This is a genomic window from Butyrivibrio sp. ob235 (assembly GCF_900109475.1).
Taxonomy (GTDB): Bacteria; Bacillota; Clostridia; order Lachnospirales; family Lachnospiraceae; genus Butyrivibrio.
Genome location: NZ_FOBE01000007.1, coordinates 31868 through 53984, shown reverse-complemented (window position 1 = coordinate 53984; position 22117 = coordinate 31868). Strand labels below are relative to the sequence as shown.

At 44.3% G+C, this 22117-nt stretch carries 21 protein-coding genes and 1 riboswitch; of the genes, 20 read left to right on the top strand and 1 reads right to left on the bottom strand.

What is annotated here, in order from left to right:
- The first annotated feature begins 25 nt into the window (after positions 1-25).
- Positions 26-144, top strand: a riboswitch (FMN riboswitch).
- 186 nt (positions 145-330) lie between these two features.
- From BMW61_RS07545 to BMW61_RS07480, 14 genes are all read left to right on the top strand, one after another.
- Positions 331-975: an ECF transporter S component gene (locus BMW61_RS07545; RefSeq protein ID WP_091820725.1), complete on the top strand. Its 645-nt coding sequence runs from the start codon at positions 331-333 to the stop codon at positions 973-975.
- On the top strand, positions 975-1784 hold the full coding sequence (locus tag BMW61_RS07540) for a creatininase family protein (protein ID WP_091820723.1): 810 nt from the start codon (positions 975-977) through the stop codon (positions 1782-1784). Before BMW61_RS07545 ends, BMW61_RS07540 begins: the two co-directional genes overlap by 1 nt.
- Positions 1785-1875: 91 nt before the next feature.
- Positions 1876-2130 (top strand): DUF6465 family protein, encoded by a 255-nt coding sequence (locus BMW61_RS07535; protein ID WP_022762652.1) that lies wholly within the window; start codon positions 1876-1878, stop codon positions 2128-2130.
- Positions 2131-2145: 15 nt separating this feature from the next.
- Positions 2146-2913 (top strand): ParA family protein, encoded by a 768-nt coding sequence (locus BMW61_RS07530; protein ID WP_091820722.1) that lies wholly within the window; start codon positions 2146-2148, stop codon positions 2911-2913.
- 135 nt (positions 2914-3048) lie between these two features.
- Complete coding sequence (locus BMW61_RS07525; protein WP_091820720.1) at positions 3049-4551, top strand: GH39 family glycosyl hydrolase; 1503 nt, start codon at positions 3049-3051, stop codon at positions 4549-4551.
- A 125-nt stretch (positions 4552-4676) separates the two neighbouring features.
- Positions 4677-4892, top strand: a complete 216-nt coding sequence (locus BMW61_RS07520; protein WP_022762649.1) for a hypothetical protein — start codon at positions 4677-4679, stop codon at positions 4890-4892.
- Positions 4889-5785 carry a hypothetical protein gene (locus BMW61_RS07515; protein WP_091820718.1) on the top strand — a complete coding sequence of 299 codons (897 nt, stop codon included), beginning with the start codon at positions 4889-4891 and terminating at the stop codon, positions 5783-5785. Before BMW61_RS07520 ends, BMW61_RS07515 begins: the two co-directional genes overlap by 4 nt.
- Positions 5786-5914: 129 nt before the next feature.
- The gene (locus BMW61_RS07510; protein WP_091820716.1) at positions 5915-6307 is read left to right on the top strand and encodes a hypothetical protein; all 393 of its coding nucleotides are present in this window, start codon (positions 5915-5917) and stop codon (positions 6305-6307) included.
- Positions 6308-6375: 68 nt separating this feature from the next.
- Positions 6376-7044, top strand: a complete 669-nt coding sequence (gene sdaAB / locus BMW61_RS07505) for an L-serine ammonia-lyase, iron-sulfur-dependent subunit beta (RefSeq protein WP_026498027.1) — start codon at positions 6376-6378, stop codon at positions 7042-7044.
- Positions 7045-7108: 64 nt separating this feature from the next.
- Positions 7109-7993: an L-serine ammonia-lyase, iron-sulfur-dependent, subunit alpha gene (gene sdaAA, locus BMW61_RS07500; protein ID WP_091820714.1), complete on the top strand. Its 885-nt coding sequence runs from the start codon at positions 7109-7111 to the stop codon at positions 7991-7993.
- A gap of 64 nt (positions 7994-8057) precedes the next feature.
- Positions 8058-9248 carry a nickel pincer cofactor biosynthesis protein LarC gene (gene larC / locus BMW61_RS07495; RefSeq protein ID WP_026498029.1) on the top strand — a complete coding sequence of 397 codons (1191 nt, stop codon included), beginning with the start codon at positions 8058-8060 and terminating at the stop codon, positions 9246-9248.
- 86 nt (positions 9249-9334) lie between these two features.
- Positions 9335-10765 carry a TldD/PmbA family protein gene (locus BMW61_RS07490; protein ID WP_091820712.1) on the top strand — a complete coding sequence of 477 codons (1431 nt, stop codon included), beginning with the start codon at positions 9335-9337 and terminating at the stop codon, positions 10763-10765.
- Between the two features lie 39 nt (positions 10766-10804).
- Positions 10805-12112 carry a metallopeptidase TldD-related protein gene (locus tag BMW61_RS07485; protein ID WP_242876656.1) on the top strand — a complete coding sequence of 436 codons (1308 nt, stop codon included), beginning with the start codon at positions 10805-10807 and terminating at the stop codon, positions 12110-12112.
- A gap of 99 nt (positions 12113-12211) precedes the next feature.
- A complete protein-coding gene (locus tag BMW61_RS07480) occupies positions 12212-13519 on the top strand; it encodes a GGDEF domain-containing protein (RefSeq protein WP_091820711.1) in 1308 nt (435 codons plus the stop codon).
- Positions 13520-13604: 85 nt separating this feature from the next.
- Here the strand turns inward: BMW61_RS07480 and BMW61_RS07475 are convergent, their stop codons facing one another.
- Positions 13605-15398, bottom strand: a complete 1794-nt coding sequence (locus BMW61_RS07475; RefSeq protein ID WP_091820709.1) for a methyl-accepting chemotaxis protein — start codon at positions 15396-15398, stop codon at positions 13605-13607.
- Positions 15399-16008: 610 nt separating this feature from the next.
- On the opposite strand from BMW61_RS07475, the gene BMW61_RS07465 reads away from it, so the two are divergent.
- The 6 genes from BMW61_RS07465 to scfB all read left to right on the top strand — a co-directional run bounded on the left by BMW61_RS07465 (position 16009) and on the right by scfB (position 22110).
- Entirely contained in the window at positions 16009-16281 is a 273-nt protein-coding gene (locus BMW61_RS07465) for a hypothetical protein (RefSeq protein ID WP_022762638.1), read from the top strand.
- A 29-nt stretch (positions 16282-16310) separates the two neighbouring features.
- Positions 16311-17579, top strand: a complete 1269-nt coding sequence (hisS, locus tag BMW61_RS07460) for a histidine--tRNA ligase (protein ID WP_091820704.1) — start codon at positions 16311-16313, stop codon at positions 17577-17579.
- A 2-nt stretch (positions 17580-17581) separates the two neighbouring features.
- The gene (locus BMW61_RS07455) at positions 17582-18973 is read left to right on the top strand and encodes an MATE family efflux transporter (RefSeq protein WP_091820702.1); all 1392 of its coding nucleotides are present in this window, start codon (positions 17582-17584) and stop codon (positions 18971-18973) included.
- Positions 18974-18997: 24 nt separating this feature from the next.
- Positions 18998-20308, top strand: a complete 1311-nt coding sequence (locus BMW61_RS07450; RefSeq protein WP_091820701.1) for an HlyC/CorC family transporter — start codon at positions 18998-19000, stop codon at positions 20306-20308.
- 99 nt (positions 20309-20407) lie between these two features.
- Positions 20408-20557 carry a six-cysteine ranthipeptide SCIFF gene (gene scfA / locus BMW61_RS07445; RefSeq protein WP_022762634.1) on the top strand — a complete coding sequence of 50 codons (150 nt, stop codon included), beginning with the start codon at positions 20408-20410 and terminating at the stop codon, positions 20555-20557.
- A gap of 125 nt (positions 20558-20682) precedes the next feature.
- Positions 20683-22110: a thioether cross-link-forming SCIFF peptide maturase gene (gene scfB, locus BMW61_RS07440; RefSeq protein WP_091820699.1), complete on the top strand. Its 1428-nt coding sequence runs from the start codon at positions 20683-20685 to the stop codon at positions 22108-22110.
- Positions 22111-22117 lie beyond the last annotated feature (7 nt).

Here is a 22117-nt window from a genome sequence, read left to right as displayed (position 1 = left end):
TGATAAGGTATAAAAAGAAAATCGAATAATTCTTCGGGGCAGGGTGTAATTCCCGACCGGCGGTGACAGTCCGCGACTCGCGAAAGCGACTGATTTGGTGAAATTCCAAAACCGACAGTAAAGTCTGGATGGTAGAAGTAATGCATTATAATAGCTGTTATTTTGCTGTTTTATTGTGCGCGTATTAAGGCGAAGCCCCCATGCAGGTTTCGCCTTTTTTGTTTCACGATTTTTCTTCGTGATTCAGGCGCATAAAAATGCGGATATGGCTGTTATTCCTCGGGAATCCTTCGGTTCAAAAATCTAAAGAACACGGGGAGGAACAATCAAATGTTCAAAAACAAATTCACAACAAAGCAAATCGTATTAACAGGAATGCTCGCAGCACTTGCAGGCGTACTCATGTCACTGGAGATCTCGGTGCCGATGATGCCGCCGTTCTATAAGTTTGACTTTAGCGACGTGCCTGCAATCATCGCTCTTTTCCTTATGGGACCGGCGGAAGGCGCACTGGTTGAGATCATCAAGCTTGTAGTAAAGCTTCTTCTCACGGGAACTAACTCAATGTATGTCGGAGAGCTTGTAAACCTTATGGCCATCATTCTTTTCATAATTCCCACCTGGATTGTTTATAAGAAGATGGGACAGACAAGAAAGGCCGCTATGGTAGCACTTATAGTCAGTGTTGTTATAAGAACCGGTGCAGCATGCTTCTTAAATGCCTGCATTTCACTTCCTTTATATGCAAAAGCGATGGGAGTATCTCTTGATGATGTCGTAAAAATGGTCGGTGGAGTAAATGCAAGAATCCAGAACCTTCAGACATTTATCATCTATGCGACAATACCTTTCAATGTAGTAAAACTGGCAATCAACAGTTTCATAGGCTACGCAGTATATGACAGACTTCTCGCAGCTGTTCCTTCAGCAAGGGGACTCAGATCAGATAATGAACAGGTGCAGGAGGCAGCTTGATGATACAGGAATACCAAAATCTTTCAAGGCTGCAGATGGAGCAGGTGGATAAAGAAAAGACTCTCGTAGTGGTACCGCTCGGCGCACTGGAACAGCATGGAAACCAGGCGCCTCTTGGCACCGATACGATCATTGCGGATGAGATGAAAAAGAGAATAATGGGGAAGCTCTCTTTGGATAAAAGCGATGAAGTCCTTTCGGGATCGGTTCTTTTCTTTCCGACAATTCCTGTGGGATACAGTGTTGAACACCTTTCTTTTTGCGGTTCGATATCTTTCAAACCGCAGACTTACTACAGTGTTTTGTATGACATAGCAGAGTGCCTGGCAAGGCATGGCTTTAAGCATATAGCTCTTCTCATCTGCCACGGAGGGAACCGCGCAACAGCAGAGATAGTCAGTCGTCAGATAAGGCGTGATCTTGGGATATATGTCTACTTGATTTCATCGGGCTCTTTCTCGGATCCGGAAGTAAAGAAGACAATAACTCCGGGAAATGAAGCCGATTTTCACGGGGGAGAAATGGAAACCGCCATGGTGATGGCAAGGGATGAGAACCTTGTGGACCTTAAGACTTCAAGCACGGGGCATTATTCAATCTCGGAAAAAGGTGCAAAGCTTGCATTTTTCGGAAGCACATCTCTTCCCTGGATGGGGGAGGACTTCACCACCGATGAAGGAAAGCCTATCGGTATAGGCGGAGATCCCAGCGGTGCGACAGCCCAAAAAGGTGAGATCATTCTTGATGTTAGTGCGAGGGATGCCGCAAACGGAATAAAGGAAATAATGAAATTTATGGTGACCTGCTGAAAAAACAACCTCTTCTAAGTGGTCAGAGGGCAAAGGATTTGATAAAATAATCTTTGTAGTTTCTAATGACTTGCAAAGGGGGATATGAAAAATGGCCAGACAAAGCAGTGTTAAGAGAGCACTTGAAGCAACCGGAAGTTTTGCCACTGCTCAGAAAAACATCGTCGTTCAGTATCAAAACAGTGACCGCACTACCGATGACATTTTAAAGAAAATCAAAGAGGATGCGCTTTCTCATGGAGTATCGGAAGCGGATTTTCAGAAAATCGATGTCTATATAAAGCCTGAGGAGCACAAGGTTTTCTATGTTGTTAACGGTAATGTAAACGGCTGCGTTGATTTCTGAGGGAGGGGATGAAAAATGTCTACTATATTCGTGGTTGCCAACCAGAAGGGCGGCATCGGTAAAAGTACTACTGCAACCAATCTTGCGGGAATTCTTGGAAGAAAAGCAAAGACACTTTTGATAGACGCTGATCCTCAGTGCAACAGCACAAGCACCTATGATGCCAAGATTGAGGACGTCGCTACACTTTATGATGTAATAATCGATTCTGATAAATTGCCGATCGCGGAAGCTATCCAGCATACAGAGAACGGTGATATCGTTGCATCTGACCCTCTTCTTGTAAAAGCGGAGAAGATGCTTGACGGTGACCTTGAAGGCTTCTATCGCCTTAAGGATGCACTGGACGAGCTCGATGGATATGAGTACATCGTTATTGATACAGCGCCATCACTTAATATCATCCTTTATAACTGCCTTATTGCAGCTGATAAAGTGATAATCCCTGTTACTGCAGACTCCTATGCGATGCAGGGAATCAGTCAGTTATACGACACGATCATGTCTGTGAAAAAGAGACAGAACAGAAATCTTTCCATCGCCGGACTTCTTCTTGTCAGATATTCGGGGAGATCCAACCTTGAAAAGGAAACCCGTGACAATATAGAAAAGACAGCGAAGAAGATGGATACGAAGCTCTTTAAAACTGTTATCCGTGAATGTATAAAGACAAAGGAAGCTCAGGAAGCAAAGAAGCTTTTGATAGACTATGCTCCGAAGTGCAACACCTGCCTTGACTACATCGACTTTACCGCGGAGCTTCTGAAAAAATCACGGAAATAATCGCAATAATTGGCATGATAAAAACAATATTGTTTTAGAGTGCGGGAGCCTTATGTGCTACATTAAAAATGCAGCATATAAGGCTTTTTATCTTATAGAAAATTTTATTTTATAGGGAACAGGGAGAATCAGGGTATGAGCAGAGAAAAAATAATCGTAAAAAAAGATAACAGGATGGAATTCAATAATAACGTGGATTACTGCGTCGGCACGGGAAGGCTCGGACTGGCACTGACAGAGGAGTATTTGAAAGAGCTCGAATTTGTACAGAACATGATCGGCTTTTCCTACATAAGAGGGCACGGTCTTTTCTCTGATGATGTGGCTATCTACAACGAGTACGAAGAGGACGGCGAGACAAAAGTAGAGTACAACTATACTTATATAGACAGGATTTTTGACAGCTTTTTGCGACTTGGCATCAGGCCTTATCTTGAGCTTGGATTCATGCCCGGCCAGCTTGCCAGCGGAACCCAGACGATCTTTTACTGGAAGGGGAATACCACTCCACCCAAGGATTACAAAAAGTGGACAGATATGGTTATTGCTCTTCTGTCACACCTCAAAAAGCGCTACGGAGAAGAAACTGTGACATGGCCTATTGAGGTGTGGAATGAGCCCAATCTGCCGGGCTTTTGGTACAAGGCTGACATGCAGGAATATTTCAAATTGTTCAAGGAGACTTTTCTTGCAATTAAGAACTATGACTCAAGATATAAGGTCGGAGGGCCTGCCATCTGCGGCGTAAGGGATGCGGAGTGGATAGAGGCTTTCCTTGAGTTTTGCAAAAAGGAGTGCATAAAACCCGACAGGATTACCAGGCATCATTACACTGTGGAATTCCCGGAGCGCATCGGACATTATGATTATTCCAAACTGGAGGATCCAAAGATGCGTTTTGAGAATCTTCAGTCCACCAGGGATATTGTGGATTCTTATGATGAATTCAGAGGGCTCCCCATACATCTGTCGGAATTTAGCACCTCGTATACTCCAAGGGGTGTAATCCATGACACTAATTTAAATGCCGCATATCTCGCAGGTCAGCTGGCGGGACTTGGGGATGTGAATGAAGCATATTCCTACTGGACCTTCGGAGATGTGTTCGAGGAGCAGGGAGTTCAGCATTCCCTATTCCATGGAGGCTTTGGAATGGTTGCGGATGGGAATATTCCCAAGCCGACCTTCTGGACTTTCTATTTTTATAAGCAGTTAAAAATGTTTGGCGAGGGTTGTGTATACCGCGATGACAAGGCGGTAATTGTGAAGAATGATTTTGGCTACGCGGGAGTATTGTGGAATATAGGTGAGGAGGAGATTAGCGCTGATTTTGACTTTGAGCTTCCGGAAGCCGGTGAGTATACACTTATCAAAAAGACTGTCGATGAGACCTGCTGTAATCCCTTGAAATTGTGGCACGACTTGGGAGAGCCGGCATACCCGTCGAAGGCGGAGAAGGAAATGATTAAGAGCGCCGCATGGCCTCTTACGACGAGCTCCATTGAAGTATCAAAGAACGGAACGGTGGATGTTTCATTTACATTGAAAAAGCATGGAGTATTATATTTTACTCTCACTAAGAGAGATTTCACTCCTGACCGAGGCTATGACTACGACAAGGTGATTTCGTTTCATTAACACAAAATGGAATATAATTCGCAGCGGATGCTTTTCGTATTTTTAATTTCAACTTTATCGGAGGTTTAGATTTCTGGAATATAATATAGAGAGGCTTTATAATTATTGAATGAAGGAAGTTCTGAATGGAAAGATATATAGCATCTAAACGAATCTGTGATAAAAATATTGATATACTCAAACTGGATGAAGAAACTCTGGCATATATGAGAGATAAAGATATCGAGACTATCAGAGATTTTATCGGTGTTCAGAATAAGTTAAAACCCAAATATGCAGACGTGGTAAAAAAGAAAATCAAGTATCTGATCCAGGCAATGGAGAGACGAGGGATAAAATGACAGCTTATTATCATCTCCCCGGTTTATTCGAATTTTATGACTTATACAAAATCTTCCTGCCGCTCTTTAGAGAGCGCAGGGAGTATTTTTATGATTGGTGCGAAATAGGATCAATTTATGGTGCTCCCGGCGATTGCCTATGGGGCGGCGGAAGAGTGGGCTTCGGAGATGCAGACCCGGAAGAGGTGGCCTTGCTGATGAAGCAGTATGGAATCTCTGCGCGGCTTACGTTCAGTAATTCTCTGCTTGAGGAGAAGCACCTTTCCGATAAGAAGTGCAATTACCTGTGTGCTTTGTTTGAGAAAAGCGGTGCAGAGGGGAGTAACGGAATAATACTTCACTCAGATATTCTTCTTAAATATCTAAAGGAAAACTATCCCGGTTTTTATTTTGTTTCAAGTACGACAAAGGTGTTGACTGAGTTTTCAGAGCTTGAAAAAGAGCTTGACCGCAGTGAATTCAGCTATGTTGTACCGGACTTCAGACTAAATAAGGAATTGGATAAACTATGCGCACTTTCACCTTTGCAGAAGCAGAAGGTGGAATTTTTGTGCAATGAATGCTGCTGGTTTGATTGTTATGACAGAAAGAATTGCTATGAAAATGTCAGCAGGAAAAGTCTCGGTGAAAACTGCGCCGACCATGCCTGCGTTTCTCCCGAAGCAGGCAGAGGCTACCGCTTTTCCGATGCAATGAAGAACCCCGGTTTTATCGGAATTGAAGATATTCAAGAAACATACATGCCTGCGGGCTTCTCCGATTTCAAAATCGAAGGGAGAAGCCTTGGAAGCGCCATTATTCTGGAATTCTTGCTCTATTACATGACAAAACCCGAATACCAACTAAAAGTCAGGGAAGAAGTATATCTGGACAGCATGCTGGATTTGTTTTAGGTCTATTGGGGGGTAGACATGGAATATGGGGCATATCATACGGTGTAACTATGCCTATATGTGGTATAATTTCTTTTAGGAAGAGTAAGATGCGCCTTGAAGAATCATGATGTGATATCGGGAGGAGATATGGAACAGGTAATAGCTCTTTTGGGAGAAAAGTTGGAGGAAGTTTTACCCATGGTAGGAGAGAATCTGGATGGACTTGTGTCGTTAGTAGTCTGGATTCTTGTGCTATCAGTATTTGGAAGAGTTTTAAGAAAAAAGGCCGGACAAACGGCAGCTAAGAGCGGAACGGCTGACAGCAGTAAACGTGAAGCTTCATCGATGCCGCACGCGCATAAGTCGGCCGGGGTATATAATACATACAATAGGAAAAATGCAAGAAACGACGCAGGTGCTATGCCACACAGACATGACAAAGGGCACTATACCTCCATGTCGGATGCGTCGAGGCTTCCAAAGGGTTACATCCTGTTAAACGGCGAACCCGTAAGAGTTGCCGACCTTGATGGAAAATAATAAGATGAGCAGATTCTAGCGCTTTTGGTGTGATGTGTCTGCTCCATTTTTTTAATGGAGGCAATTCCATGAACATTTTCGATATTATAGGACCGGTGATGATAGGACCTTCGAGTTCTCACACTGCGGGTGCGGTGCGGCTCGGCAGAGTTGTCAACAAGCTTATAGATGACAGAAAATTAAAAAAGGTTGAGATCACCCTGTCCGGATCTTTTGCCCAGACTTACAGGGGACATGGAACAGACAGAGCGCTTCTTGCCGGAATAATGGGGTACAAAAGCTATTCTCCCGAAATCAGGGATGCGCATAAGATTGCAGCCGAGCGGGGAATAGAGTACACATTTATAAAAGAGAACATCAAGGGAGCACATCCGAATACCGCGCGCATTCATTACTTTCTTGAAGATGGTTCCGAAGGCGTGATGCAGGGTGCCAGCGTAGGCGGAGGCAATATTCTTGTAAAACAGATAAACGGGATGGACGTGGAATTTTCCGGAGACAACAATACAATCCTTGTGATGCACGAGGACAAACCCGGTGTTATTGCGAGCGTCACAAATATGATGCACTGGGAGCATGAGGACCTGAATATCTCTAAGTTCCATCTCTCGCGCCAGGAAAAGGGCGGAGAAGCTATCATGACTATCGAAATAGACAACAAGCCGCCGGAAACACTGGTAGATGAGATAAGAGGCATCGACCACGTCCTTAACGCAATTCTGATCAAAAGAGTTTAGCGAGCAACATTAAGCCTTCCCCTAGGGGGGAAGGTGGCGCGAAGCGCCGGATGAGGGGAACAAAATGCTAAAATACGAATCCATCAGCGATCTCGTGACCGCTGCAAATGCCCGAAATATAAAGCTCAGTCAGCTTGCTCTTGAGGATCAGGCTGAAAGCATGGGAATAACAGAGCTTGAACTTTATGAAAAGATGGAAATCAATTTCGATGTCATGAAGAGATCCGTTCAAGAGGGCATGAAGAAGGATCTTAAGTCGACTTCCGGTCTTACCGGCGGTGAAGGCTATATCATGAACGAATACGCAGGAAAAAATGATGGCGGACTCTGCGGGACAAATATGTCAAAGGCGATAGCAAGAGCACTTTCGGTAGCTGGCTGTAATGCGTCAATGGGGCGAATAGTTGCGGCGCCCACAGCCGGGAGTTGCGGCATTTTGCCGGGAGCATTGGTTTCCCTATACGAGGACAGAGGCTTTGATGAAAAGGACATTGTGATGTCAATGTTCACCGCGGGAGCTATCGGAATGGTTGTGGCAAACAGAGCAAGTATCGCAGGCGCTGAGGGAGGGTGCCAGGCTGAGTGCGGAAGTGCGGCAGCTATGACGGCAGCAGCCCTTGTGGAGCTGATGGGAGGAACTCCTGCACAGTGCGCAGATGCATGCGCTATGGCAATCTCTAATCAAATGGGACTTGTGTGCGATCCTGTGGCAGGACTGGTGGAAATTCCCTGTATTAAGAGAAACGTATCGGGACTGATGATAGCTTTTTCCTGTGCTGACATGGCGCTTGCTGGAATTAAGGCTCACATTCCTGCCGATGAATGCCTGGATGCTATGAAAGAAGTCGGAGATGTGATGTCGACAACCCTAAAGGAAACTGCGGCCGGAGGACTGGCCACGACCCCTACGGGAATAAAATTAAAAGAAATGGTGTTTTCAGATAAATAAAATGCGATATAATTAAGTAGCATACAATTTAATTCTCGTAACCATCGAAAGGATAACAATTATCATGAAAACACTTTATATAGAATGTAAGATGGGAGCTGCGGGAGACATGCTCTCAGCAGCCCTTTTGGATATCTGTGAGAACAGAGATGAGATACTTGAAAAGCTTAATGAAGCCGGGATTCCCGGGGTGACTTATGAGCTTGTGACTTCAGAAAAATGCGGAATTACAGGAAAACATCTGGAAGTCAGGGTAAATGGAGAAGAAGAGATAAGCGATGATGTGGGCCATCATCACCATGAGCATGGTCACAGCCATGATAACGAGCATCACCATAGCCACAGAAGCCTCCATGATATCGAGCATATAATTGAATCACTGAAAATAGAAGAATCCATTAAAAAGGACATCCTTAACGTATATAAACTGATTGCAGAGGCAGAGAGCACCGTTCACGGTGAGCCTGTATCCGAGATACATTTTCATGAAGTAGGCAGTATGGATGCCATTGCAGACATCACGGCGACCTGCTTAATTATGAATGAAATAGGTCCGGCCAGCGTGATCGCATCTCCCATCCATGTGGGAAGCGGTCATGTAAAATGTGCGCACGGAATTCTTCCGGTTCCCGCACCTGCCACCGCAATTCTTTTAAAAGGTATTCCGTCCTACAGCGCAGATATCGACGGAGAGTTATGCACGCCCACAGGTGCTGCACTTATCAAATACTTTGCAAAAAGCTTTGGACCTCAGCCTATTATGAGTGTAGATAAAATCGGTTATGGTATGGGTAAAAAGGATTTCGCAAAGGCAAACTGCGTAAGGGTGATGCTTGGCAATGAAGATGACGAAGCTCTCACCGATACCATCACAGAACTCATCTGCAATCTCGACGACATGACTCCCGAGGCAATAGGCTTTGCAACTGAGCGCCTCATGGAAGAGGGTGCTTTGGACGTATTTACCACTTCTATTTTCATGAAGAAAAATCGTCCGGGAACCATGCTGACAGTTCTCTGCAGGGAAGATAAAAAAGAAGAATTGGTCAAAAAGATTTTCAAATATACAACAACCATCGGTATTCGTGAGCACATCAGCAATCGCTACGTGCTTCACCGTGAGGAGAAAACGATAACTACTCCCGATGGAGAAATACGTGTAAAGGAAGTCTCCGGGTACGGTGTAAAGCGTGAGAAGAAAGAGTACGAAGATCTTGCAAGGATAGCGAGAGATATGGATGCAGGATTGATGTGAGTCTGAAGAAAAATTAGTCTTTATCTTTCCCGAGAGTATATAATAGAGGAGTATTTGTGCAAAAAATATAATGTTAGGAGTATTTTATGAAAGCAAAGTTTTCTTTATACCTTACAGAGCTTGCACCCGGCCTTAAAATGCTGATCGATGAGCTCTCGGAGGAATATGATTACGTAAGCGTTCTTGCCAGCGATTCCAAGGGCTTTTCTATACAGGCATCGCAGAAGAGCAAGGCGATTACGAGTGAAAATATGACGACCGAAAGAGGCTGCGTTGTCAGAGTATATAAGGATGGCCTTTACAGCGAGTATTCGTTCAACAAACCTGATAAGGATATGAGCGCTTTTGCCTCAAAACTAAAGAATATTCTGAATGACCAGTTTGAAATTATCAAAAAGACTTCCACAGAAGTTTTTGATACGGATAAGCTTGACGACGAGCCCTGCGAGCTTTTCACAGAGATGGAGACTGATATCATGCCTCAGGATGTGGATCTCGGGGCACTTATGGAAAAACTCCAGAGCTACAGCGACAGAGCCGTAAAGCTTAAGGATTTCATGATAGATGCACCCGCATCCGCAAAGTCCACCCACGTTTGCAAGATGTTCCTCACAAAGAACAGAGATATGCGCCAGAGCTATGTCTACACAGAAGGTTCTATTCTTGCAATCGGTGCAAAGAACGGCAGAAATACCATGTCAATCGAGGGTGTTTCGGGAAGAAGCGGTGCCGGAATTCTTGACGACCTTGAGGAGAAAATCGAGGTGGCTGTTAATTCTGTTGGCGATATGCTGGATGCCGATCCGGTAGTACCCGGCGAATATGAGATTATCACAAGCCCTGAGGTTACAGGACTTATCGCCCATGAGGCCTTCGGCCATGGCGTTGAGATGGATATGTTTGTAAAGGGCAGAGCTCTCGGGGCGGAGTATATTGATAAGCGTGTCGGTTCAGATCTTGTTTCGATGCACGAGGGTGCAAACTGCGTTGTTGACGTTGCAAGCTATGCCTTTGACGATGAGGGTACACTTGCAGGTGATGTTACAGAGATTGATCACGGCATTTTGAAAACAGGTGTCTGTGATGCTCTTGCTGCGCTCAGACTTGGAACAAAGCCCACCGGTAACGGTAAGCGCGAGAACTTCGAGCACAAGGTTTATACACGTATGACAAATACGATGTTCGACAGCGGAAGTGACTCCAAGGAGGATATGATCGCTTCAGTTAAGAAGGGCTACTATCTTGAGGGTATGTTCTCCGGCATGGAGGATCCGAAGCACTGGGGCATTCAGTGCATCGTTGCGAGAGGCCGTGAGATTATAGACGGCAAGTTCACGGGAAAAGTTGTTGCTCCTGTAGTTATGACCGGTTATGTGCCGGATCTTCTCGGCTCAATTTCAATGGTAAGTACAGACCGTGAATCCTTCGGTAACGGCGGCTGCGGTAAAGGACACAAGGAGTGGGTTAAAGTCTCCGACGGTGGCCCTTACCTGAAGGCGGTTGCTAGACTAGGTTAAGTACCTCGAAGCGCCTTCCCCTTGGGGGGAAGCTGACGGATGAGGGGAAGACGAAAGGAAAAGAAAATGACAGACAAGATTATAGATATTCTCAAGGCCTCCGATGCGGATGGCTTTGAGATTACAGATACAACAACACTTGCGTATGAGTTTTATTTCATAAAGCACAGACTGGACCAGAACAGAGTAAGAGATGTAGAGCATATTAACGTCAAGGTTTACAAGAAGCTTGACGACGGCAAGATGCTCGGAAGTGCTTCGGGAGAGATATACCCGACACTTACGGATGAAGAGATAAAAGAAGAAATCGATAAGCTCATCTCAAGGGCAGAAAATGTAAAGAACCCTTTTTACGAGCTTAATAAGCCCGAAGATTATGAGGTATCAAAAAGTGAGGATGTGGATGTTTCCCAAATTGCGGAAAACTTCGTAAAGGCAATGAAGGAGCTTCCGGAGACGGATACAGAGTACATCAATTCCTATGAGATTTTTGCTGAAAAGAATAAGAGAAGATTCATCAACTCTGAGGGAATAGACATAAGCTTTGAATATCCCTCATCAATGGTTGAGGTTGTGGTAAATGCCAGGGATAGCGAGCATGAGATCGAGCTCTATCGCATGTATAAGGCAGGAAGCTGCGACAGTGAGAACCTTAAAAAAGACATTGCAGAGGTACTCAGATATGGTAAGGATAAGCTGATCGCGAAACCTACTCCGAAGCTTGGAAAGGCAGCAGTTGTTTTCCCGACAAGCGATGCGGTCCAGATATACAGCTGGTTTGTTGAAAAGTGCAATGCGGGTTTTATATACAGCAAGTATTCCGATTGGGAGATTGGCAAGGAAGTTGCGCCTAGGGCAAAGGGAGATAAAGTTACCCTGAAATCCGTAAAATACCTGCCGAACTCATCAAAAAACTTCGATGTGGATGATGAAGGTGCTGTAATAAGGGATATGACAGTTCTTGATAAAAATGTTCCCACCACCTTCTTTGGCGGAAGAAGATTCAGATATTACCTTGGAATCAAGGATTCATACCTTGCATGCAATTTTGATGTGGAAGGCGGTTCCAAGACTTCGGAAGAGATCAGAAGCGGAAAATACCTTGAGATAGTTGAATTTTCGGATTTTGCTGTTGATTCCATCTCGGGAGATATCGCGGGAGAGATAAGACTTGGTTATTACCACGACGGCGAAAAGGTTACCCCTGTAAGCGGAGGTTCGATTTCAGGCTGCATGACAGACTTTGTGAATGAGATGTATATGTCAAAGGAAAAGCGCCAGTATGACAACTTCAACATTCCTGCGCTCACAAGGCTTGAGAATGTCAGCGTCACAGGCGTTGAATAAGCGTGCATACAGGCTGAATTTGATATATAATAAATAAGTTGATGGAATTCATTCTCAATAAAAAGAATGATTAGAGGACCCATTACAGAGGGAAGGAAAATGGCAAGAAAGAGCCTGGAAAGCTATACGGAAAGGGAAGTACTTGAGCTTTTACATGATAATGTTGATGCGGTAATTCTTGTTGACGCTGAAGAGAACAAATACAGGGCTATGACCCGCAGAAACATGTTTAAGGAATTTATCGGTGAGACGGGAGATTATCATGATCTGATTGAAAAACTCTGGTTTCATATTGAAGGCTCAAGTGAATTAATAACTGACGAGTATAAAGCTTTTGTGTCTTACTATGCAGATTTCAAGGGGAAATACAGCAGGAGGCTGAAAGTTTTTCTCGAAGGCAGCAGTACACCTTATTTTGTACAGATGCAGGTTTATCCGACAAGAAATGAGAAACAGTATATTTTTGTCATGGATGAACTTGACGACGATGAGTATGTTGAGGAATTCATGACCACCAAAAAGGTCAATACGATACAGAACACCTATCTGTTTTCAATGTACGTGGACCTTGTTCAGGATACGACCAGCAGTTTAAGCGTGACGGAGATATCCGATGAGACTGTGAATTCAAGCATAAAATATTCAGAGTGGCGCTTGATGACTGTAAATATGATCGCTCCGGAGGATAAGGATCAGTTTCTTAAGATCACGGATCCTGAATACCTGAAGGCCAATCTGGCACCGGGACGCACAATATCGCTTGACTGTATGATGATGAACCTTGAGGGTACATATATCTGGGTAAAACTCATTTTCAGCAGGACTGCAACAGCTAATGAGGATGACTTCAGATTTGTCTTCATGGTACAGGACATTCATGAGAACTTTGAAGATCTCATGAGTACCTTGAGGCAATATGAGGAGCTTGCGATAGCCGATTCACTGACGGGACTTCTCAATCATGGCGGAATTAATACGGAGATGCTTAACGCTATCGATGCACATAAAAAGGAGGGAACGTCTGTATCCCTCATGATGATCGACATTGATTTCTTTAAGCAGGTTAATGATAACCACGGACATTCCACAGGTGATCGCACACTTAAGAAATTCGCGCACATCATTGAAGAGACGGTTGTCGATAAAGACGCCCATATTGGCAGATGGGGCGGCGAAGAATTTGTCATTGTCTACAGAGGGAAGACCGGAGATGAGCTTTATGAGGTATCTGAAACTTTGAGGAAAAATGTTGAAGCAGCAACTTTTCCGGAAATCGGTCAGCTGACCTGCTCTGTAGGTGTTACAGAGCTTCGCGATGAGGATTCCTTCGACGATGTATTCAATCGTGTGGATAAAGCACTTTATATGTCAAAGGAAAGCGGCAGAAATAAAGTAACTTTAAAATAATTGGTTTTCGAATTACATCGAAATAATTAAAGGCTTGGGACCAAAGATTGATCCCAAGCCTTATTTGTTGTTTCAAGAGATTTTTTTAGATATTTATGAACTGTCTTGTGCTCTCGCTCAGCTTTTCTGTAACATCGTTGTTGGTGTCCATAGCGGAACTGATGCCGCTGATCTCGTCAACGATGTCCTGAGAGTTCTCTGCGGACTGGTTGATCGCATCAGAAGCCTCGTTAACTGACTGGGAAATGGATGATACGGAATCACTCATCTCTTCCATGATAGCATTGAGGTTCTGTGTCTGATCTGCAATACCGTCAAGCATCTCGTTAATGAGTTTAGCTGTCTCTTCATACTTCTCACCGGTTTCAACGAAAGCATCGTAGTCACTAAGCACTGTGGTGTTGATGAAATCAAGAACCTGCATAGCGTTGTCGGCCAGTGTGGTAACCGCCTGGGTAACCTCATTACTGATATCCTGGATGTTGGCAGCTGTCTGGCGGGAGTTGTCGGCAAGGGAGCTGATCTCTTCAGCAACAACCGAGAATCCGCGTCCTGCTTCACCTGCTCTTGCTGCCTCGATTGATGCATTGAGGGCAAGGAGGTTAGTCTGTGAAGCGATGTCAAGGATGACATTGGTAAGTTCGTTGATCTGCTTAACCTTTTCACTATCCTTAACAGACTGCTCAAGCACTCCTGAGAGGTTCTCCATTTTGGCACCGGTATTCTCCTTCTTGTGGAGGGCACCATCTTTTATCTCGATAGCTTCAGCTCTGATCTCCTCAGCCTTAGCGGTACCATCTTCAACACCGAAGTTGATGTTGTCGGTAGCTTCCTTGACGTTGTCGAGCTTCTCGTTCATTACCTTGGAGGTATCTGATACGTTCTGCATGCTTGCAGCGAGCTCTTCAAGAGCTGCTGAAGTATTGGTTATATTATCGTTGGCTAAAACGATCTGGTTTGTCATACTCTCAGAGGATTCGGTAAGTGTAACCGTTCCGTTCTTAACCTCTCTAAGGATGTTCTGAAGGGTTTCCATAAAGTGGTTGAAGCCCTGCTTGATATGCACAAGCTCGGAAGAGGTCTTTGTCTCAAGTCTTACTGTCAGGTCGCCCTGATGGTTATTGATATTGGTGATGATATCATTGATCTCATCGGCAATGAGATTAACCTTTCGGCCCACCTTGCGATAGTTGAAGAAGCAGAATGCGATGATGCAGATGATATATACTGCCATAATCGAATTAACTACTCCGATTGCTCTCATGGCTTTTGCATAGACAGCCTCGCTGGACTGCTGCTGAACGGCATCAATTTCTTTATCAAGAATTTCAAGTTGTTCCTTCATGGTTGTAAGCTGATTTGCACATTCGACATAAACGACCTGAATGATTGTGTCTACATCACCTGTCTGAGCAGCTGTTACAACTTTTTCATAACCTGTTTTGTAAGTGGCATAGTTTTCGGCTATAACTGCAGCAGCTTTTGAAGCTGTACTGTCTGCGCCGGTAAGTTCTGTAAATGTTGATGTTATTCCGGCGGATGCTTCGTCCATTTCTGCAAGACAGTTCTGAAGCTCCGGAACCTTAGTCTCAATCTGGCCCAGACCCTTTATTGTTTCATAGCTTGATGCAAGGGCAAAACCATCATTGTCCACAATACGCATGTCTACTTCAAATACACGCATATCATTCATAACACCCTGCACCTGCTCAGCTTGAGCTATGGAGTTCTTCGTGATATTCATCATTTCAGTAACAACTACTGCTATAGATAATGCGAACAAAATCAGCAGTGCAAGATAAGTCATAAGACTCATCCCGGCAACGGTCTTAATAAATGGGATTTTCTCGAATCCGCTGTTGTTTTCGCTGTTAGCCATTTGTACGATCTCCTTTACGAATACATGTACTTGAATACACTACACTATAATTTTACGATAAAACGCATGAAAATGAGCATGTTTACAATAATTTAATAGATTTTATAATTCGTTAACTCAAACTTCGCACAGCCCCCGGAGCTCCGTCCGCCGGCCCCGAACCATATGCTCATTTTCACCGTCAATTGGCTCAGAACATTTATCAGGCCCTTTGTTTTCTTTAATTCATGCGTGGGACAAAACTCAAGGCTGTTTGCAAAAGCCACTAACGTCCTTAAGACTCTTTTGCAATTTATTCTGAGCATTAGAAAATTCAAGCGAGTGAATATAGAAGCAAAAAGTCTTAAGGACGTTAGTGGCTTTAAGCAAACATCTCTCAGACATGTTGCCCCACGTATGATGACAAACAAAGGGCCTGATGAATTTCGCCAGATGACGGTTCATCTGAGCATACGGTTCGGGGCCGGCGGACGGAGCTCTGGGGGCTGTGCGAAGTTTGAATTCCGACTTGTATTTTTAGCCGGTCACATATATCATATTTTGATGTATGCCTTTATATGGTATGATGATAAGGATTATTTAAGACTTTATCTTTGCTTATGGGGGAAATATGGCTAAGAATTTTGGTCAGGAACTGAAAATGACGCAGACAGGCTTTTTGACGTCAAAATCCGGAAAGACATTCATAAGGATTTATTTTTCGCGGCCCAGATCGCTGAGGGAGAACGATACTGCTGAGGGCATTATTCCGGGATATAAAATTCTCAAATCCGACGGATTTGAGGAAGAGGAGATTGCGGCCCTGGAGTTCTACATCAAGCATAACCGCGAGGAAATCGTAAAGCGTGCAAAAGTACTCAGCAACCCTTTGCGGTGGTTGTAAGGATAAATAAAGAAAGACGAGGTTAACGAATGGCACTTATAAAGAAACCTGTAACGGGAATGAAGGATATACTCCCTGAGGAGATGAAACTCAGAGATTATGTGATCGGTATTATTAAGGATACTTATGCAGGCTTTGGATTTACTTCCATAGATACCCCCTGCGTAGAATCTCTTGCAAACCTTAACAGCAAGCAGGGCGGTGAGAACGAGAAACTCATATTTAAGGTAATGAAAAGAGGAGAGAAGCTCAATCTCGAGACCGCAAAGGAAGAAAACGATCTTACGGATTCGGGACTTCGTTATGACCTTACGGTTCCGCTTGTAAGATACTATTCCAACCACCAGAATGAACTGCCTTCACCTTTCAAGGCACTTCAGATGGGCTATGTATGGAGAGCAGACAGACCGCAGAAGGGACGTTATCGTCAGTTTATGCAGTGTGATATTGATATTCTCGGTGAGCCCACCAATCTTGCTGAGATAGAGCTTATCCTTGCTACGACAACAACTCTCGGAAGACTTGGTTTTAAGGGCTTCCAGATCAGAATAAATGAGAGACGTATGCTTAAGGCCATGGCTGCGTATGCCGGCTTTACAGAGGAATCCTATGATTCTGTTTTCATAACACTTGATAAGATGGATAAGATCGGTCTTGAGGGTGTTGCGGAAGAACTCCTTAAGGATGGTTTTGCCAAGGAGAGCATTGATAAGTACCTTGACCTCTTTAAAAATGTTGAAGGAAAGGGTGCTATTGAAGGAATAAGCTTCCTTGCTGATACTCTCGGCGACTTCCTTGACGCTGACGTTAAGAACAGCCTTCAGGAGATTATTTCAAGTGTTGATGCTACAAAGAGTGCGGAGTTCGAGCTTGTATTTGATCCCACACTTGTTCGCGGTATGAGTTACTACACAGGAACTATTTTTGAGGTAGCTATGCCTCAGTACGGTGGAAGCTGCGGTGGCGGCGGACGCTATGATAAGATGGTCGGCAAGTTTACGGGTCAGGACACACCTGCCTGCGGATTCTCAATCGGTTTTGAGCGTATTATCATGATCATGATGGATGAAGGCTTCAAGATTCCCGATGAGAAGGATAAAGTCGCTTTCCTTATTGAAAAGGGTATCGGCGGCGAGCAGCTTTCCGAAATTATCGCCGAGGCACAGAAGGAGAGAGCAAACGGACGCCAGATCCTTGTTGTGCGCATGAACAAAAATAAAAAGTTCCAGAAGGAACAGCTTGGTGCTCAGGGCTACGCAGATTTCAAGGATTTCTACAAAACAGAATTTAAGCATTGATTATGAAAAACAGAAACAGAAAATACGAGATAGATATGACTAAGGGGGCTCTTCTTCCGAAGATTCTCCTTTTTTCCATACCTTTAATTATCTCGAGCGTACTGCAGCTTCTTTTTAATGCTGCGGATATAGTAGTGGTAGGCCAGTTCGCGGGAGACGATACCCTGGGAGCCAACTGCGTTGCGGCAATAGGCTCAACGGGCTCTGTCATAAACATGCTCCTTAGTGTATTCATGGGTCTTTCCGTGGGTGTCAATGTGCTTGCTGCCAGATATTTTGCGGCAAAACAGAAGAAGGAGATGGAAGAGACAGTGCATACGACAGTTGCACTTGCTCTTATCGGCGGAATTATTATTGCCGTTATAGGTATCCTTGTTTCCAGACCAATTCTGGAAATGATGGGATCTCCGGAGGAAGTAATTGACCTTTCGACTTTGTATATGCGAATATATTTTATCGGAATGCCGGTAACAATGTTGTATAATTTCGGTGCGGCTATTTTGAGGGCGACCGGAGATACCAGAAGGCCTCTTTACTACCTTATGAATGCAGGCGTGATAAATGTAATTCTGAACCTGATTTTTGTAATAGGCTTTCATATGCATGTTGCGGGTGTTGCACTGGCAACAATCCTTGCGCAGGCCGTATCAGCAGGTCTTATAGTAAAGGCGCTGATAACAACAGATGAGATGTATAAACTGAGCATCAGAAAAATCAGGGTGGACATGGACAAGACAAAGAGGATAGTTCGTGTCGGGCTTCCTGCAGGACTTCAGGGTGCGATTTTTTCATTTTCAAATGTGCTGATCCAGTCCTCAATCAACGAATTTGGTTCCGTTGCTATGGCGGGAAGTGCGGCGGCAGCAAATATTGAAGGCTTTGTATATATGGCGATGAATTCCGTATACCAGGCCTGCGTATCCTTCACCAGCCAGAACGTCGGTGCAAACAAGCCGGAGAGAATCGGTAAGGTACTTAGAACCTGCCTTGCGGTTGTATTTGTGGTCGGAGCTGTGATGGGGAATGTTTTCTATTTCTTCGGTGCACAGCTTGTTAGCATATATACCAAGGAGCCTGCTACAATTCAGTACGGCGTTCAGCGTATGGCAGTTATCTGCACGGTTTATTTCCTCTGCGGATGCATGGATGTCATCTGCGGAAGCCTCCGAGGAATGGGATATTCCACTGTGCCAATGATAGTTTCGATCATTGGGGCCTGCGGACTTCGAATCGTATGGATACTTACTGTGTTCAGGATATATCACGACCTTACGGTACTTTATATATCCTATCCTGTGACCTGGACAATTACATCTACCGCACATCTTATCAGTTACTTTATAATTAAGAAAAAAGTGGTATCGAAGATGGATGGCGGTACTGTTACAGCATAACAACACCTAAAGGGGGGCAAAGACTTGCAACAAAATATAATACAGTTGATCGTTCTGATTCTTCTTGTATTTTTATCGGCGTTTTTTTCATCTGCGGAGACGGCCATGAGCTGTGTCAGCAGAGTCAGGATTAAGACGCTTGTGGAGGAAAACAATAAGAGAGCTCTGGCGGTTCAGAAGATTCTCGATGATTATCAGAATATGCTCTCGGCGGTTCTTATCGGCAACAACATAGTCAATCTGTCTGCTTCCGCTCTTGCGACGATTTTTGTTCAGAGATTGTGGGGCGACTGGGCCATCAGTATCGGAACCGGTGTTTTGACTATCGTGGTTCTCATAATCGGTGAGATTATTCCCAAGACCATTGCGACTACTTATGCCGAAAACATGGCGCTCTTTTACGCGAGAATAATTCTTCTTATAATGACAATCCTTTCTCCGGTTATCTGGATTGTTAATGCGGTGGCGGATATTGTGCTTAAGATATTAAGAGTTGATAAGAATTCACATCAGCTTATGACGGAAAAAGAGCTCAAGACCTATGTCGATGTAAGCCATGAGGACGGAGTAATCGAAAGCGGTGAGAAGGAAATCATCTACAATGTCTTCGAATTTTCCGATGCGGTTGCAAAGGATGTCATGATTCCCAGAATAGATATGAGCTGCGTTAGCTCCGATGCCGAGTATCATGAGGTTATGCGTGTTTTCAAACAGGAGATGTATACCAGAATCCCTGTTTATGAGGACAATCAGGACAATATCATCGGTCTTATCAATATCAAGGACATGGTGCTGGTTTCAGATAAGGATAACTTCAAGATAAGCGACTATCTGAGAGAGGCTTATTACACCTACGAATATAAAAAGACGGCGGATCTTCTTATGGAAATGAGAAAAAATGCGCAGAATGTTGCTTTTGTCCTTAGTGAATACGGAGCAACCGTTGGTATGATCACTCTGGAGGATCTTCTGGAGGAAATCGTCGGAGAGATACGTGATGAGTATGACTCCGATGAAGAAGAGCAGATAAGAGAGCTCGGAGGCGGAAGATTCCTCGTAGAAGGTAATATGAAGCTTGATGATATCAATGATGCTCTGGGAACCGCTTTTGAGTCTGACGACTATGATTCCATCGGAGGCCTTATGATTGAGAGCCTCGACAGACTTCCGAGGGGAGGCGAGACCACAAAGCTTGAAAACGGTGTGGAGCTCACAGCGAGTGCCATAAAGAGAAACCGTATCACGGATGTTCTGGTTTATATTCCGGAGGGCGCTTTTGACACTAAGGAGAGCGGCACTGAGAACGAGGATGAAAAAGGTAGTGTGACTGGGTGAAAAAGTGCTTTTCGCAGTGAACAAATTATGGTATACTACTGGAGCGTGGAAAACTGTGTTGTTTTTCAGTATTAATCCTGAATGAAAAGGAGAAGAGTTATGAAGCATGTAAAGACACTTGCAACAAGAAATCTTAAGGAGTCAATGAAGAAGGGCGGCTGCGGCGAATGCCAGACATCATGCCAGTCTGCATGCAAGACTTCCTGCACTGTTGGTAACCAGAGCTGCGAGCAGGTTGCTAACAAGTAATAGGTGTATTTAACTAAATAGTTATAACTAAACAGGCAGCGGCCATGCCGCTGCTTGCTTTATGAAAACTGTGAGGAATACATTTTTACAACATCACATATTAGAAAAGGTAGTGAGATTTTTATATGGTACATGCATACAAGAACAACGGCTATGATATTGTTCTGGATGTAAACAGTGGTTCTGTTCACGTAGTGGATGACATTGTTTTTGATCTTATCCACCCCGTGGAGGAGCAATTGATTAAGCGCTTTAAGTCAGCCGACATCACAGCAGAGGGTGCTTCTGATGCAGATGATGAGGCTCTTACTTCAGAGCTTGCGGCTGCCCTTTCAGGTGACTTTGATAATTACAGTGAAGAGGACCTGAAGGACGCGATTTCCGATATTTTGGAGCTTCGAAGAGGTGAAGTTCTTTATACGGATGACGTTTATGAGAATTATGTTGAAGAGTTCAAGGAGAGAGATACCGTAGTCAAGGCACTTTGCCTCAATATCGCGCACGACTGCAACCTCAGATGTAAGTACTGCTTTGCCGATGAGGGTGAGTATCACGGCAGAAAAGCTCTTATGACAGAGGAAGTCGGTAAGGCTGCTCTTGATTTCCTTATCAAGAATTCCGGTGGCAGAAGGAATCTTGAGGTTGACTTCTTTGGAGGAGAACCGCTTCTTAACTGGGATGTGGTAAAGAAGATAGTAGAGTACGGACGAAGCCTTGAGAAGGAACACGATAAGAACTTCCGTTTTACACTTACCACCAACGGAACTCTTTTAACAGATGAGATACTTGAATATGCCAATAAGGAAATGGGCAACATCGTCCTTTCAATAGACGGACGCAAAGAAGTAAATGATAAGATGCGTCCCATGCGCGGAGGTCAGGGAACCTACGATAACATCGTTCCCAAGTTTAAGAAGGTGGCGGAGAGCCGTCATCAGCTCAGATACTTCGTAAGAGGAACCTTTACGCACAACAATCTGGATTTCTGTGAGGATGTTAAGCATCTTGCGGATCTCGGATTTAAACAGATCTCGGTTGAGCCGGTTGTGGCTAAGCCTGAAGACTGGTACGCAATCAAGGATGAGGATATCCCTTATCTTTGCGAGCAGTATGATGAACTTGCCAAGTTTTATCTTCAGAGACATAAGGAAGGGAAGGGCTTTAATTTCTTCCACTTCAACATTGACTTAGAGGGCGGTCCCTGCGTAGCTAAGAGACTGTCGGGCTGCGGTTCGGGATGTGAGTATCTCGGAGTTACGCCCTGGGGTGACCTTTATCCTTGTCACCAGTTTGTCGGTAATGAAGATTTCATTATGGGTAATGTCTTTGACGGAATCACAAGAGATGATCTCCGCAGACAGTTTAAGGAGAGCAATGTGTACTCGAGACCGGAGTGTCAGAAGTGCTTTGCAAGATATTATTGCAGCGGAGGTTGTGCTGCAAACGCCTACAATTTTAACGGCGACATAAATACAACCTATCATACGGGATGCGAGCTTCAGAGAAAGCGTATAGAATGCGCAATCATGATTAAAGCCGCACTTGCCGAATGAGTATAAC

Bases quoted from the DNA above. Each gene is read 5' to 3' on its own strand.
- hisS (WP_091820704.1), top strand. From the start codon at position 16,311: ATGGCACTTATAAAGAAACCTGTAACGGGAATGAAGGATATACTCCCT.
- BMW61_RS07520 (WP_022762649.1), top strand. From the start codon at position 4,677: ATGGAAAGATATATAGCATCTAAACGAATCTGTGATAAAAATATTGAT.
- sdaAA (WP_091820714.1), top strand. From the start codon at position 7,109: ATGCTAAAATACGAATCCATCAGCGATCTCGTGACCGCTGCAAATGCC.
- scfA (WP_022762634.1), top strand. From the start codon at position 20,408: ATGAAGCATGTAAAGACACTTGCAACAAGAAATCTTAAGGAGTCAATG.
- scfB (WP_091820699.1), top strand. From the start codon at position 20,683: ATGGTACATGCATACAAGAACAACGGCTATGATATTGTTCTGGATGTA.
- BMW61_RS07480 (WP_091820711.1), top strand. From the start codon at position 12,212: ATGGCAAGAAAGAGCCTGGAAAGCTATACGGAAAGGGAAGTACTTGAG.
- BMW61_RS07510 (WP_091820716.1), top strand. From the start codon at position 5,915: ATGGAACAGGTAATAGCTCTTTTGGGAGAAAAGTTGGAGGAAGTTTTA.
- BMW61_RS07540 (WP_091820723.1), top strand. From the start codon at position 975: ATGATACAGGAATACCAAAATCTTTCAAGGCTGCAGATGGAGCAGGTG.
- larC (WP_026498029.1), top strand. From the start codon at position 8,058: ATGAAAACACTTTATATAGAATGTAAGATGGGAGCTGCGGGAGACATG.
- BMW61_RS07455 (WP_091820702.1), top strand. From the start codon at position 17,582: ATGAAAAACAGAAACAGAAAATACGAGATAGATATGACTAAGGGGGCT.
- BMW61_RS07485 (WP_242876656.1), top strand. From the start codon at position 10,805: ATGAGGGGAAGACGAAAGGAAAAGAAAATGACAGACAAGATTATAGAT.
- BMW61_RS07525 (WP_091820720.1), top strand. From the start codon at position 3,049: ATGAGCAGAGAAAAAATAATCGTAAAAAAAGATAACAGGATGGAATTC.
- BMW61_RS07530 (WP_091820722.1), top strand. From the start codon at position 2,146: ATGTCTACTATATTCGTGGTTGCCAACCAGAAGGGCGGCATCGGTAAA.
- BMW61_RS07535 (WP_022762652.1), top strand. From the start codon at position 1,876: ATGGCCAGACAAAGCAGTGTTAAGAGAGCACTTGAAGCAACCGGAAGT.
- BMW61_RS07490 (WP_091820712.1), top strand. From the start codon at position 9,335: ATGAAAGCAAAGTTTTCTTTATACCTTACAGAGCTTGCACCCGGCCTT.
- BMW61_RS07465 (WP_022762638.1), top strand. From the start codon at position 16,009: ATGGCTAAGAATTTTGGTCAGGAACTGAAAATGACGCAGACAGGCTTT.
- BMW61_RS07475 (WP_091820709.1), bottom strand. From the start codon at position 15,398: ATGGCTAACAGCGAAAACAACAGCGGATTCGAGAAAATCCCATTTATT.
- BMW61_RS07515 (WP_091820718.1), top strand. From the start codon at position 4,889: ATGACAGCTTATTATCATCTCCCCGGTTTATTCGAATTTTATGACTTA.
- sdaAB (WP_026498027.1), top strand. From the start codon at position 6,376: ATGAACATTTTCGATATTATAGGACCGGTGATGATAGGACCTTCGAGT.
- BMW61_RS07545 (WP_091820725.1), top strand. From the start codon at position 331: ATGTTCAAAAACAAATTCACAACAAAGCAAATCGTATTAACAGGAATG.